Origin of the sequence: Microbacterium sp. LB12, from assembly GCF_037150835.1 — a bacterium.
Classification (GTDB): domain Bacteria; phylum Actinomycetota; class Actinomycetes; order Actinomycetales; family Microbacteriaceae; genus Microbacterium.
Window position 1 is genome coordinate 37079 of the sequence record NZ_JBBCPF010000017.1, and the last position, 12102, is coordinate 49180.

Genomic DNA, 12102 nt, shown 5'->3' on the forward strand with positions numbered 1-12102 from the left:
GACGAAACCCGACTCGTCCGATCCGAAAATTTCCAGACTCCCTGCAAGGAGGCCGTGCACGGATGCCCGCCGATGGCTCCCCTCAAGCCGCTGCCAAAGCCGGCAAGACCTACTACCTACCCAAGGGCCTGCACGCGCGCCTGAAGGCCGGATGGTGGGCGACCCGTGAGCACCCGACACTGAGCGCCGTGGTGTCCTCCGTGCTCGAGAGCGAGACCGACCGACTCGAGCGCGAGCACAACGACGGGCAGCCGTTCCCGATCGCGACTGCCCCCCTCGGGCCGCGAGCTCGCGGCGTCAACGGGGAAAGCCACACGTACTACCTGCCCCTCGCCGTACACGAGAGATTCGTCTCCGCCTGGGCGGGCACCCGCACGCAGCCGGACGCTGCGGCGTCCGTGTCCGCCCGCGCCGCGGAGCTCCTCGAGGCGGAAGCCGCCCGGCTCGAGCGAGCGTTCAATGACGGGCAGGCGTTCCCGCCGGCGCCGCCTGGTGCGCGTGGCGTCGACCCGGCCGTCGCCCGTCAGCAGGGCGAGACCATGTCGAAGATCTGGCAGAAGCGGCGCTCCGAGAAGTAGCCGGGGATCCCCGTCTCAGACGAGGCGAGAGGGCCTACGCCTGGCAGATGCGAGGTATGCAGCAAGTTGGCGTGAACCTGGCGACCCTTGAACGTTTGGGAGGCGTCTCGCTTCTATCTCTCTTGCTGCTGGGATTCGCTCGCTCCGCTTATCTTCGAACGCAGGCGAGCGTAACACAGTTGTCAAGTAGGTGCCAAGTAGGCAAGCCCTGATTTCTCGTTGGCGTGTCCGATCTAGCCGGGTTGGCGATACCTATGCATCTATGAGGCGCCACGTTGGCGTCGGGATGCGAGGAGACGATGTTGCGCACCGAGATCCGGCCCGAAGTGGTCGAGGAGATCGCCGTCCGAGCGCTGCCGCGGCGTCCATGGATCTGGCCAGGCAGACTCGCTCTGATCCTCGGCGCCGCGGTCATCGTGATCGGGATCTACGGTGTCACCGGCAACGACAAGATGATCCCGATCACGATCGCCGCCACGGTGGCGGTCGCCGCTCTGGTGATCGTCTTCGGTGTGCGACGGTGGATGCGCGGCCGCTCCATCGACAAGATGATCGAGGCCGTCAACGCCGTCGTCCGGGCGGCCGCCCCGACCCGCGACCTGGTCCGCCCGTCCCGATGGAAGGGCGGATGGATCGGATACCCGACACGCATCAGAGTGACCTACCCCGCCGACGTCGTCGACGCCGACCCAAAGTTCCTCGAGTCCCTCGTCGGCCAGGTCACGAACCGGATGGGCATCCCCTACCGGATCAAGAAGAACAACTCGAAGACCTGCGTCGTCACCCTCGAGCTCGACACGACGGAGGACTCCGCCGCCCCGGACCGGGACCACTCGAAGATGGAGAGCATCGTCCAGTCGATCGTGCCCGGAATGACCGTCAAGGAGATCACCCGAGACGCCGAGGACGAGATCTCCGAGATCCAGCTGCGGTGGCCGCCGTCGCAGACCTCCCGCATCAGCACGAAGTTCATCCAGAGGAGATTGACCGACGCGATCCAGTTCGGCGTCGGCCAGCCCTTCGACACCGAGTTCGACTTCACCCAGGAGCGCGCCGTGTCCGCGCCGCTCGTCCCGTTCCCTGATGTCATCCCGCACCCGGCCCGCGATGAGGCCGAGCCGATGAAGGTCGCGTTCGGGCAGTTCCGCGACGGCACCCCCTGCATCTGGAACCTCGACGACCCGCTTCCGCACGTGCTCATCGTCGGCGGCACCGGCGGTGGCAAGACCGTCCTGCTGCTGTCGATCCTCACCGCCCTCCCGAACGGGCTCCGCCGCAACGCCTTCGGACAATGGGTCCGTGACGAGGAAGCGATCGCCGCCGAGGTCTGGCCGATCGACCCGAAGAGGCTCGGCCTGTTCAACCTCGACCTGATCCCCGGCGCGAAGCGCGCCGCCACCCGAGAGTCCGCGATCGTCGACTACATCCTCGGCGTCAAGCAGAAGATGGACGACCGGTACGAGTACCTCGAAAAGAACGGCCCGCACCTGCGCGCAGAGCTCAACCCGCTCATCCTCGTCGTCGACGAGGGCGAGGAGATGGTCGACATGCTCAACGACTGGTGGCGATCCGGCGACGGCAAGCTCGACTGGATGATGCGGTTCGGCCTCGAGAAGGCACCCACCGGCAGCACCCACCCGGTGATGACCGCGTTCGGCTCGATCCTCCGCCTCGGCCGCGAGGGCCGGGTGCACGTGATCCTCGCCTCGCAGCAGGCCGCATCGTCCTGGCTGAGCACCTCGAGTCGCTCCCAGTTCGCGGTCCGCATCGCGCTGCGCAACCTCGAGCAGTCCACGTCCATGATGACCTTTGGCAGCCTCGCCGCCGTCTCCGGCCTCGAGAACCGACCCGGCCGCGCCTGGGTCAGCGTCGGCATGGGTATGCAACCCGAGCACGCGCAGATCTACTGGACCCCGAAGCTGGCGCCTGGCATCAACGACGCCGACCGCGAGATCCTCCACGGTCTCGGCATCCTGCTTCCCGACGATCCCGGGTTCGTGGACCCCCGCACACGTGTGGCCGTCGACGACCAGCTCGAGGATGACGAACTCGACGACGTCGACGAGCTCGACGACCAGATCGACGCCGGTGACCAGGACACCGACCAGGACGTCGACGACCAGGAGAGCACCGAACCGGTCGCCACTGGCGAAGACCTCGAGCTGCTGCTCGCCGCGGCCGAGCTCATCATCACGTCACAGTTCGGATCTACCGCCATGCTGCAGCGCAAGCTCCGCGTCGGATTCGCCAAGGCCACCCGGATCACGGAGCTGCTCGAGGAGCAGAAGATCCTCGGCCGCGCTCGAGGGTCGAAGGGGCGCGAGGTCCTCGTCGGCCCCGACGAGCTCCCCAGCGTTCTCGCCCAGCTGCGCGGCGAAGCACCACGACCAGCTGCCGAACCTGCGGCACCCATCGGAACGCCGGTGCCCGCTGATCCGCCGGCGAAGCGACGCCGCCCCCGCCCATCCGAGAACGTGCGATTCGTGCCGACAGAGGCAGAGGAGATCACCGACCGCGGCGGCGCCGACATCCAGACGTTTGACGTCGCGGTCGCAGAGCTGGAAGTGGGAATGGACATCCTCGTCGACGTCGACGGGATCTCCTGCCGCGCCACGATCGACGCCATCGACGTCGATACCAACGCGCCCGACTGCCTCTCGATCTCCTACATCACCGAGGACGGCGACGGCCGGACGATGACCGTCCCCGAGGCCGAGAGCGTCTCCGCGATCCTCTCCTGAAAAAAGACGAAACCTGCTGTCCGATCTGAGCCGATCCGCGCACCTATGGGTGGTGAGTCGCACCACGCGACCTCACCACCAAGAGGAAGAACGGATCATGGCCACCACGCAGCAGCAGCCTGACACCACAGACGACTGGATCGCCCTCCTGATGCTCCTCACCGGAGTGTCTGGCATGGGCCTGTTCTCCCTCGGCACCTTCGTCGCCCCGGCTCGCGAGCTCGCCGTCCAGTGGGGTCTCCTTGTCCGCGGCGATGCCGTGCTGATCCCACTCATGGACGGCGTCGGCCTCGACATCTGGCGAACCTTGATCCTCGCCGGCATCTTCGTGCTGTTCGTGGCCGGGTCGATCGCGATCGCCCGCTCCCGCCGCCGCCGTGAAGGGCGGTAACTCGATGTGCGACCCGCGCCCCGGAGCCCGCTGCAGCGCCGACACGATCAAGGAACTGCAGGCCGCTGAAGAGCGCCGCACTGCGGCGCAGCGCGAGGCGACCCAGCACCCCGGCGACGTCGACGCCCAGCAGCGTCTGCAGTTGGCGGAGGAGAAGGTCGCTCGCAAGCTCGCCGCCTACGACTCCTCGCCTCGAGGCCAGTCCGACCTGCGCGTCACGATCACCGCCGCCGATGACCCTTCCGCGGTCGACGTCGACGAGCTGCGCACCCGCCTCGCCGCCGGGCGGATCACGCGCGTCGACCAGAAGCGAGCCCTCGCCCACGCCCGCGGAGGATCCGCCGTCGACGAGGCGCGCGAAGCCGACAAGGCGCTGCGCCGGCTCCGCCACCCTGCACCGCCTGCCGAGATCACCGAGACGCCGGCACTCGGGTTCTACGTCCTGACCGACTCCGGCCCCGACCGCTACACAGACGCCGGCGCCGCCCGCGCCGCCGCGGTTACCGCCGGCATTGCCACCTTCTACGACGCCCAGACCGGCGACCAGGTCGCCATTCACCGAGGAGAGCACTGATGAGCGACAGCAAGATCCACGGGCCCATGGAGGGCAGCCGCGCCGCGTGCGGCCGGCGGGACTCCGCGATCGACCACAGCTGGGACACCGTCACCTGCGAGGACTGCAAAGCCGCTCGCCGGTCGGACGAGGCACAGCTCGCGCTCGCAGGGGCGGTGCGCTGATGGTCACCTATCACAACCGCGTCCCCCGTCCAGCCGAGCCGATCGCCGCTTTCCGCAGCGGCCGTATTGACTTCGACATCCTCATGGCCCAGGCGGGGAGTACCACCGTCCGGCTGCTCATCTTCCGGCCGGGCACGACCACAGCGGAGCGTGTGAAGGTCAGCGTCTATAGCTGGCTCATTGCCCGAGGGATGTGGCCTGTTGTCACGATCATCGCGGCGGTCCTCACTCCGGAGCTCATCCGTTCCGGCGGACTCGGATGGTGCATCGGGTTTGGCGTCTTCGTCACAGCTGCGCTTGTTGTCGGTGCGTGGCTGCTGGCCAGGCCGACACTCGCCGATGCTCACGGCATCCGTGTCGGAGTCCGGTCGTCCCGGCGCGGCCCGCAGGTATCAGGCGACATGGATCTCCTCGAGGAGTACGCGAACCGACTCATCGCACTCGAGTCCGCGGACCTCAGCCCGGTCGACCACGAGGCCGAGTGGGCGCGCCTCTACGACGACCTCTCCACCATCACGAACCGAGCAGGGAGCAACTCATGATCGACCGCATTCAGACCTGGCTGGACATCCACCCACGCACTCGCTTTACCGGCCGCATCACGGCGGCATCCCTCGCAGCCTTGCTGTACGTCGGTCTCTTCACCGTCGGCTTCGCGATCCTCGGCGCAGTCGCGGCTGGGGTGCTCATCCTGGTCGTGAACCTCGCCGGCCCCATACCGTTCACCTCCATCGACGCGGTCTGGGGATCGTGGGCCGGCTTCCTCTGGCTAGGCGCTATCGCCGGAGCGATCGTCGGTCTGATCCGCACCCTCATGCGCGTTGTTCGCACCGACCCGTCCGAACATCGCAACCGCACTGTGATCATCCGCGATCTGGTCGCGCAGGCCATTGTCGCGCACCGAATCGGCGCTGAGTCCGTCGACCTTCGGCTGGGGCTACTCGACGGTGGCGATCTGCGCTGGACCCGAAGCATCTCACTCGTCGGGGGCCCCTCGGCCTCCGACCAGGCGTTCGACCTCCTCACCGTGCAACTTGCCAACCCGTCGCTCACCGCCACCGATTTCCTGGGCGACGACCAGCGGCGCACCTGGTTCGAGGTGATCTCGCGTACCGCGGAGGAGATCGTCATCCGCCGCGCCGCCGAAGGGTCGGCCACGGCCGACGCCGCTGCCATCATTACGAGTGCTGCACAGCGCGCTCGCACGATCCTCGACGAGACCGACGATCTGGTGATGACAGCGATCCGAGCTGAGCTCCGCACCGCCGGCAGCATCCGCAACCGCCGATTCCAGACCCTCATGCGCCCGGTGGTGGAGGAGCGCGTCGAAGCGGAAGCGCTGTTCTGATGACGACGTTCACGGAGCCGATGCGGGTCGTGCCCCTCGGCTACACCACCCGCACCGCTGCCGGGATCCGACTCACGATCGGCGATCGCCCCGGCGCGACGAAGCACGAGTACACGATCAGCCCGGACGTCGACGAGTACCTCACTGCGCTCGACATCCGGGCCCTCTACCGAGATCTCACCGAGACCGACCGTGACCTCCTCGGCGCGCTGCACGACAGCAGCATCGTGGCGGTGTGCCCGATCTCAGACGGGCTGCCGGTCGTCCCCGTCGCTCGCCGCCAGTTGACCCTGGCCGAGCACCTCGGCGCCAACTGCACCGTGAGGTTCGGCGACGCCGGCGAGGAGACGGTCGTGTCCGCGATGGGTGGCCGCATCCTGCGTCTGGTCGACGGCGACCGCACGCTGCAGCAGCTGGTCGCCGAGGTCGAGCACACCAGCGCCGTCGGCGTCGCGGTCGACGTCCTCGCCGAGGCCGCGGCGCTGGCCCAGACCATGCGCACGGCCGGCGCCCTGACCTTCGAGCCGGCGAGATGATCGTGTCCGCCCTTCACCACTCGGCCGCCGCGGCCGTGAGCGATGAGATCTATCGAGACTGGTCCGCTGACCGCTGGGCCGGCTCGCGCGTCCCGGCCTACTGCGACTGGCCCACCTGCGCCGCGGAGATCAACCGTGGCCGCGACTTCCGCTGCACCGCTCATGGCGTCGACGACGGCTGCGAGCTGTTCTTCTGCGCCCGGCACCTGGTGCAGATCGCCGTGCATGACCTGGTCCGTCCCAAGCCCGATCACTCAAGATGGGAACTGATGATCCTCACCGACGACACCCTCGAGCCGTGGCGGCAGACCCACCCCACGGAGCTCGAGCAGGAACGCCGCCGCCAGGAGCACTCCTCCCTGCGTGAGACGGTCGCCGACCTCGCGCAGTCCGCCGACCGGCAAGCTGCCCGCGCCGCGGCACTGTCCGGCCTTGCCCAGAGCTCACGCCTCTTCCACCTGGCCGACGAACTGCGCCGCGCTGCCGCGGCGCTCGGCGGAACCATGTCCCGAGACGACGTGCTCGAGCTGCTCGACGGGGCGCAGCGCGTCATCGTGACGGCGATGCTGCAGTTGGACGCTGCCGAACGCGCCTGCGAGAACTGAACCTCGTCTACGCCTTGGCGGGCTGCTGCAGGATCAGCCGGGCCCGCTCGCCGGAGATCCCGGCATCCGCCGCGATCTCCGCCGTGCTCATCGCCGGCCCGAGCTCACGCATCACCTGATCCCGTTCCGCTCGAGCGTCGCCGGCATCCTGCTCGAGCTGCGCGATCTGGTCGCGGATTACGCCCGCGCGTGCGATCGCCTTGTCATGCGTCGCCGGGTCGTTGACGGATCCGCGCTGCAGGTGCAGCTCGATCTTGTGCAGGTACGCGCGGCTCAGCCCGCTCGCCTGCGCGACCTCGCCGACGGTGCCCCGGTGGGTGAGTGCGACCCGCAGCTGCTCGAGCTGCTCCTCGCGGAGCGCCCGCTGCTGGTCGTCGATCTTCTTGAGGGTGGCGCTGAGGCCGCGAAGCCGCGACCTCAGCGCTGTCGTGTCGATGCTCATGCGTCGTCCTTCTGGGTGATCTGGTAGCCGAGGAACTCGATGGTTCCCGCGGTGGAGTCGGGCACCGAGATCCAGTCCGGACCGTCGACCCCGACGAGGACCGTGTCGCCGGCGATGTAATCGCCGGGCAGCAGCGGGATGTCGAAGTGCCGCAGCAGTCGGCCCGCGACCGGGTTGGCCTTGTGCCCGCGGATGAACTTCGCCTCCTCGTGCATGACGAGGTCGACCTTCTCGGTGAGAGCGATCGACTGCACGTCTCCGCCGACGAGCTGCTGCAGGCCGGTGAGCTTGTGCTCGTCGTCGATGGTGAGCTGCTCGACCGTGCCGTCTGTGCTGAGCTTGATGACCTTCATGATGAAACTCCTATCCGGTAGTTGACTTGACGTGAACCAATATAGGGATAGTTGATTCGACTGTCAACCCGGTTGGAGAATCCGCGGTCAGCTCTGCCCGGAGCCGCGCGCCCCACGCCAGTGCTCGGTGACCGGATGGCCGCCTCGGACGTGGCTGGTCACGTGCACGTCGCCACCCGGCGGCGCGGGGTCAGGCCGGCCCTCGGCGATGGCGTCGGGGTCATCGGTCCAGCCGCGGCCGGGCACCCATGTGGTGTCGGCGGCCACGGGCTCGTCGACGAGCGCCGGGTCGACGAGCTGCTTGGCCAGCGCGACGGCCTGCTGTGCGTCGACGTCGCGCGCGGCCGGCGTCTTCATCGCGAGCGGGCGATAGCTGCGCTCCCAGTCGGAGGGCACGGCGAACTCGTCGAACGCCGGGGTGCGGGAGAGGGCGCGCTTGGCGTCGATCGCCATCTGCAGCTCCCGCAGGTTGACGGTCTGGGTGTTGGCGATCGTGACCAGGTCGACGAGGTCCTTCACCCGGCTGCTGGGGCGGCCGGCGTAGGTGTCCATCGTCGCGGTCACCTTCTCCGCGATCTGATCGGCGATCGGGAACAGACGGTAGGGGTGCGTCTGGATCGGGCGCCCCAGCTGCAGCCGGTTCGACGGATCCGCGGTCTCCACGGTCCCGATCGGGGGAGGGCCCACGACGACGTCGATCGGCACGTCGAACAGCTTTCGGCCGGTGCCGGCGTCCTGTGCGGTGAACACCAGCCGGCGGGTCTCGACTCCGGGCTGGTTCTGTCCCAGTCCCGTCTCCCGGGCGCCGGTCAGCTGGAACCGGATGTGGTCGCCGAGATCTCGGGAAGCCGCGCGCTGCAGCGCCTCCTGGGCGGCGTCGAGATCGGCGGCATTGGTCGCTGCCAGGTCCAGGTCCTTCGTGGCCCGGGCCTTCGGCACGCGCGCGAGCATCGCGGTCCCGCCCTTGAGCAGCCATTCGGAGTCGGCGCCGTCGGCGAAGACGCGGGAGAGGAACCTGTCGTGGTTCGCCTGCACGATCTGCTCGTTCACGTTGAGGCTGCTCTCGCCCGCCTTCGCCGCACGGCCAGCCTCCGACTTGATCGCCTGCGCGATGCCCTGCCAGCTGCGGTAGCCGCCCTCGTCAGCCACGCGACGCCGCCCCGGTCACCAGGCCGGCTTCCTCCATCAGCTGCGCGGCGAACACGGCGCCGGACTCGGCGCCGTGCGCGGCCGCGATCGGCTCGAGAAACTCCGCGAGCCGACGAGGCGAGAGCAGCTTGCCCTGCTCGGCGGCCTGGCGCAGCGCGTCGACGACGAGAGACTGATCTGCCCACTGCTCGAGGAGATCAGCGATCGTGCGCTCGACGGTGAGCGTGGGCAGCCCGTTGCGGAACACGACCTCGTCGGGGGAGAGGCGACGGGTGCACAGCCGGACGTCCGGAAGTCGAGTGGTGCGCCGCGCCGGCGTCATCACGTCGACGACGCCGGGGAACCAGTCGCCGATGCCGTGCGCGATCGCCGCGCTCTCGCCGGCCACCACGACCGCCGGCACGCCGTTCTCGGCCGGCGGCAGCGTCGCGCCGCCGAGGGCGAGCCATGGCGCGTAGATGAACTCGTGCTCGGGCTCCGGCGCGCCGGCCATCCGGTAGACGCCTTGCGCGACGCGATGGATCGCCCCGGAGGAGCTCAGACCCGAGAGGGTCTTGCGTGAGACGCCGGCGCGCGCCGCCTGAGCGGTGGTGAACATGCCCCACCGCTCTGCAGCGAGCTCACCGAGCTCCGCGATCGTCTTTCCAGCCATGTCGGCAATTGTACCGTAAAAGGGTAACAAATGCTGTAGCTCAGTTCAGGGAGCTGGGAGTCGTCAGCGGGCGCCGGATCGGCAGCGGGGGCTTGAGGACCCGTAAGACATATGAGACACTTTGAGAGCCCATTCATTACCAAGACCCCCGAGAGGCGCTGCATCCTCTCGGGGGTCAACTCTGTTCGGTGGGCGTTCCGTCACGACGGGTCGCGGGGTCGGGCTCACCGCCGCCATGAGCGATCACGTACAGCTGCGTGAGCCGGATCCGCAGATGCCCGTTCCGCGCCATCGCCGACTGCAGCTCCTCGAGCGTCGGCGGCCGAGACTCGTCGTCAGAGGCCAGCGTCCCGATCGGCAGCGAGCGAAGCGCCCACGTCGCGATCGCGAGCTCGTCGACGTCGACGGAGGCGGTGTGCTCCTGTCGTGTCTCCCATCGGATGGTGACGTGCATGATCACACCTGCTTCGGCCGGTGCCCGCTGATCTGGTGATAGGGGACCGTCTCCGCCCAGGAGCCGCCGGCGCCACCTGGGACAGAGACCGACTTCGCATTGACGCGCAGGACCGGGAACCACTCGCCGCGATACTCGACGAGATCTCCGCGGGCGACGTCGTCGCGGCTGAGGGTGAGTGCAGCGCCGTCGGCGACCTGCTGCGCGCGTACCCGTGTCCAGTGCGCGAGATCCTCGTCGACGTGAGCGAGCTCGTCCTTCAGGCGGATCAGCTGATCGCCGGCCGCCGGCGGGAACTCGCGGCCGAGGTGGTCGCGGTAGCCCGCGATCGCACGGGAGGTCTTCCGCCGCTGCGTCTCGAGCATCACGACCCGATGAGCGACGGTCTGCGGTTCGACGCGGGAGGCATCCGCGGCCGCCGTCGCCGCCGCGCGATGGTCGACGTCGTCGGCAGCGTGCGGGGCCTCGTCTATCTTGACCGCCACCGTGAATCCGGCTTCCTCGAGCAGCTGCACAGTCCGGGCGATCAGATGACGGCTCGGCGCCCGATCACGCGATCGGGGGACATACCAATTCGCGAGCCGGGTTGACCACCGCCATCCGGTCGCGTGCAGGATCTCCGAGGTGCGGCCGTTCCTCTCGGCGCCGTCCAGGAGCGTGCCTGCCGTCGCGGTGTGCGTGAGGGTGAGCGCCGTCATGGGTCGTCCCGGAAGAAGCTCGTCGCGCTGATGATGATCAGCGCGAGGCAGGCGATCAGGATGACGAAGCAGGATGCCGGCGAGCACGATGCGCCAGATGTCGGTGCCGAAGACGAGCGCGAGCAGGATGCTCACCGCCGCGGTGATCAGGAAGATCGCCGTGGTGCCGGTCTTGCGGATCCAGGACTGCAGCGCGAGCTGCTGGGCCTCGTTCGCCCTGTGCTGGGGGAGCGCAGTCACGATGCCTGCTCCTGCGTCGTCGACGAGGTGAGCTGCGGGAACCCGGAGCTGCGCGTCCACCGCGGCAGCGCGTTGCTGAGCCCACGGAACTCGAGCACGCCGGGATCCTCTCCGGGGCCGGTGGGCCACCCGCGCAGTCGGGACTCGACGGCCGCGCCGAGCTGCTCGAGGAACAGCCGCGCCGCGGAGTCGTCCCAGTCGGGGTGTTCGCGGGAGTTCTCGCTCAGGAACAGCCGGCAGCGCTCCACCTGCAGCGTCTGCTGCGGTGTGAGCGAGTAGTCGGACTGGTCGGTCGACGCCTGCCAGATGAGGTCGAAGACCGGCTCCCAGCTGTACGCCGGCGCCGGCAGCTCCATCCCGCGGGCATAGCTCGCTGAGGCGTAGTTCGCCTCCCACAGCTGCTGACCGATCTGGTCCGCGCGCTGCACGAGCTGCCGGGTGTGGTCTGCGTCGTCGTCCCTGCGGGTGCCGAGCACCGCGGCGGTGACGATGAGGTCGATGGTGTCCTTGGGTGCCAGGAGGATAGCCATGGCGGAACCCCTCTCAATTTATAGTTGACTTGACATGTACCAATATAGGCAACAAATACGAGATAGTCAACAGAGTTCAGAGAGGAACACCATGAGCATCCGCTCCACACTCCGTCGCACGGCCCTCGCCGCCGTCGCGGCCACCGCCGCGATCGCGCTCGCCGCCTGCTCGCCCGCCGCCTCCGGAGGCGACACCAGCGACGAGGCGACCGACAACCCGTACGGCCTGATCACCCCGGGCGAGATCCGCGTGGCGAGCCTCGGCGACGCCAAGCCGTACACGTTCACCGACGAGTCCGGCGAGTTCACCGGCTTCGACGTCGAGCTGTTCACCGACGTCGCCCACCGCATCGGCATCGAGAAGGTGGTCTTCACCGGTCAGGACTTCTCCGGCCTGCTCGCCGCCGTCGCGAACGGCCAGTTCGACGTCGGCGTCGCCGCCATCGGCATCACCGACGAGCGCAAGGAGACGGTCGACTTCTCCGACGGCTACCTCGCCGGCTACCTCACCGTGATGGCGAGCCCCGACAGCGGCATCACCGACGAGGACAGCCTGGCTGGCAAGCGTCTCGGCGTCGTGCAGGGCACTCTGCAGGAGGCGTACGCGGTGAAGAACTTCACCGACACCGAGCTCGTGCGCTTCCCCG

General features: G+C 68.5%; 17 protein-coding genes. 10 read left to right on the forward strand and 7 right to left on the reverse strand.

Annotated features, from left to right (window positions below; all coding sequences use genetic code 11):
- The first annotated feature begins 62 nt into the window (after positions 1-62).
- The 9 genes from WFM69_RS18690 to WFM69_RS18730 all read left to right on the forward strand — a co-directional run bounded on the left by WFM69_RS18690 (position 63) and on the right by WFM69_RS18730 (position 6937).
- On the forward strand, positions 63-578 hold the full coding sequence (locus tag WFM69_RS18690) for a hypothetical protein (protein ID WP_337007262.1): 516 nt from the start codon (positions 63-65) through the stop codon (positions 576-578).
- 299 nt (positions 579-877) lie between these two features.
- The gene (locus tag WFM69_RS18695) at positions 878-3319 is read left to right on the forward strand and encodes a DNA translocase FtsK (RefSeq protein WP_337007264.1); all 2442 of its coding nucleotides are present in this window, start codon (positions 878-880) and stop codon (positions 3317-3319) included.
- Positions 3320-3416: 97 nt separating this feature from the next.
- Positions 3417-3710, forward strand: a complete 294-nt coding sequence (locus WFM69_RS18700; RefSeq protein WP_337007266.1) for a hypothetical protein — start codon at positions 3417-3419, stop codon at positions 3708-3710.
- 4 nt (positions 3711-3714) lie between these two features.
- Complete coding sequence (locus WFM69_RS18705; protein WP_270367102.1) at positions 3715-4284, forward strand: hypothetical protein; 570 nt, start codon at positions 3715-3717, stop codon at positions 4282-4284.
- Positions 4284-4448, forward strand: a complete 165-nt coding sequence (locus WFM69_RS18710; RefSeq protein ID WP_270367103.1) for a hypothetical protein — start codon at positions 4284-4286, stop codon at positions 4446-4448. The genes WFM69_RS18705 and WFM69_RS18710 overlap by 1 nt, the downstream gene beginning before the upstream one ends.
- Positions 4448-4990 carry a DUF6611 family protein gene (locus WFM69_RS18715; RefSeq protein WP_337007270.1) on the forward strand — a complete coding sequence of 181 codons (543 nt, stop codon included), beginning with the start codon at positions 4448-4450 and terminating at the stop codon, positions 4988-4990. Before WFM69_RS18710 ends, WFM69_RS18715 begins: the two co-directional genes overlap by 1 nt.
- Positions 4987-5796 carry a hypothetical protein gene (locus WFM69_RS18720; RefSeq protein ID WP_337007272.1) on the forward strand — a complete coding sequence of 270 codons (810 nt, stop codon included), beginning with the start codon at positions 4987-4989 and terminating at the stop codon, positions 5794-5796. The genes WFM69_RS18715 and WFM69_RS18720 overlap by 4 nt, the downstream gene beginning before the upstream one ends.
- Positions 5796-6332, forward strand: coding sequence for a hypothetical protein (locus WFM69_RS18725; RefSeq protein ID WP_337007274.1), 537 nt, complete (start codon positions 5796-5798; stop codon positions 6330-6332). Before WFM69_RS18720 ends, WFM69_RS18725 begins: the two co-directional genes overlap by 1 nt.
- A 2-nt stretch (positions 6333-6334) precedes the next feature.
- Entirely contained in the window at positions 6335-6937 is a 603-nt protein-coding gene (locus WFM69_RS18730; RefSeq protein WP_337007276.1) for a hypothetical protein, read from the forward strand.
- 7 nt (positions 6938-6944) lie between these two features.
- On the opposite strand, the gene WFM69_RS18735 is transcribed toward WFM69_RS18730, so the two are convergent.
- From WFM69_RS18735 to WFM69_RS18765, 7 genes are all read right to left on the reverse strand, one after another.
- On the reverse strand, positions 6945-7379 hold the full coding sequence (locus WFM69_RS18735; RefSeq protein ID WP_337007278.1) for a hypothetical protein: 435 nt from the start codon (positions 7377-7379) through the stop codon (positions 6945-6947).
- On the reverse strand, positions 7376-7732 hold the full coding sequence (locus WFM69_RS18740; protein WP_337007280.1) for a DUF3846 domain-containing protein: 357 nt from the start codon (positions 7730-7732) through the stop codon (positions 7376-7378). The genes WFM69_RS18735 and WFM69_RS18740 overlap by 4 nt, the downstream gene beginning before the upstream one ends.
- Before the next feature lie 87 nt (positions 7733-7819).
- Complete coding sequence (locus tag WFM69_RS18745) at positions 7820-8881, reverse strand: nucleotidyl transferase AbiEii/AbiGii toxin family protein (RefSeq protein WP_337007282.1); 1062 nt, start codon at positions 8879-8881, stop codon at positions 7820-7822.
- Entirely contained in the window at positions 8874-9533 is a 660-nt protein-coding gene (locus tag WFM69_RS18750) for a type IV toxin-antitoxin system AbiEi family antitoxin domain-containing protein (protein ID WP_337007284.1), read from the reverse strand. The genes WFM69_RS18745 and WFM69_RS18750 overlap by 8 nt, the downstream gene beginning before the upstream one ends.
- Before the next feature lie 175 nt (positions 9534-9708).
- The gene (locus tag WFM69_RS18755; RefSeq protein WP_337007286.1) at positions 9709-9987 is read right to left on the reverse strand and encodes a hypothetical protein; all 279 of its coding nucleotides are present in this window, start codon (positions 9985-9987) and stop codon (positions 9709-9711) included.
- 2 nt (positions 9988-9989) lie between these two features.
- Positions 9990-10925 (reverse strand): hypothetical protein, encoded by a 936-nt coding sequence (locus tag WFM69_RS18760; RefSeq protein ID WP_337007288.1) that lies wholly within the window; start codon positions 10923-10925, stop codon positions 9990-9992.
- Complete coding sequence (locus WFM69_RS18765) at positions 10922-11455, reverse strand: hypothetical protein (protein WP_337007290.1); 534 nt, start codon at positions 11453-11455, stop codon at positions 10922-10924. Before WFM69_RS18765 ends, WFM69_RS18760 begins: the two co-directional genes overlap by 4 nt.
- 91 nt (positions 11456-11546) lie before the next feature.
- Between WFM69_RS18765 and WFM69_RS18770 the strand changes: the two genes are divergently transcribed.
- A partial coding sequence (locus WFM69_RS18770; RefSeq protein ID WP_337007292.1) for an ABC transporter substrate-binding protein occupies positions 11547-12102 on the forward strand: 556 nt, incomplete at its 3' end.

What these genes read in the sequence shown, in the direction of transcription:
- WFM69_RS18690 (WP_337007262.1), top strand. Translation starts at nt 63, where the DNA reads ATGCCCGCCGATGGCTCCCCTCAAGCCGCTGCCAAAGCCGGCAAGACC.
- WFM69_RS18695 (WP_337007264.1), top strand. Translation starts at nt 878, where the DNA reads ATGTTGCGCACCGAGATCCGGCCCGAAGTGGTCGAGGAGATCGCCGTC.
- WFM69_RS18700 (WP_337007266.1), top strand. Translation starts at nt 3,417, where the DNA reads ATGGCCACCACGCAGCAGCAGCCTGACACCACAGACGACTGGATCGCC.
- WFM69_RS18705 (WP_270367102.1), top strand. Translation starts at nt 3,715, where the DNA reads ATGTGCGACCCGCGCCCCGGAGCCCGCTGCAGCGCCGACACGATCAAG.
- WFM69_RS18710 (WP_270367103.1), top strand. Translation starts at nt 4,284, where the DNA reads ATGAGCGACAGCAAGATCCACGGGCCCATGGAGGGCAGCCGCGCCGCG.
- WFM69_RS18715 (WP_337007270.1), top strand. Translation starts at nt 4,448, where the DNA reads ATGGTCACCTATCACAACCGCGTCCCCCGTCCAGCCGAGCCGATCGCC.
- WFM69_RS18720 (WP_337007272.1), top strand. Translation starts at nt 4,987, where the DNA reads ATGATCGACCGCATTCAGACCTGGCTGGACATCCACCCACGCACTCGC.
- WFM69_RS18725 (WP_337007274.1), top strand. Translation starts at nt 5,796, where the DNA reads ATGACGACGTTCACGGAGCCGATGCGGGTCGTGCCCCTCGGCTACACC.
- WFM69_RS18735 (WP_337007278.1), bottom strand. Translation starts at nt 7,379, where the DNA reads ATGAGCATCGACACGACAGCGCTGAGGTCGCGGCTTCGCGGCCTCAGC.
- WFM69_RS18740 (WP_337007280.1), bottom strand. Translation starts at nt 7,732, where the DNA reads ATGAAGGTCATCAAGCTCAGCACAGACGGCACGGTCGAGCAGCTCACC.
- WFM69_RS18750 (WP_337007284.1), bottom strand. Translation starts at nt 9,533, where the DNA reads ATGGCTGGAAAGACGATCGCGGAGCTCGGTGAGCTCGCTGCAGAGCGG.
- WFM69_RS18755 (WP_337007286.1), bottom strand. Translation starts at nt 9,987, where the DNA reads ATGCACGTCACCATCCGATGGGAGACACGACAGGAGCACACCGCCTCC.
- WFM69_RS18765 (WP_337007290.1), bottom strand. Translation starts at nt 11,455, where the DNA reads ATGGCTATCCTCCTGGCACCCAAGGACACCATCGACCTCATCGTCACC.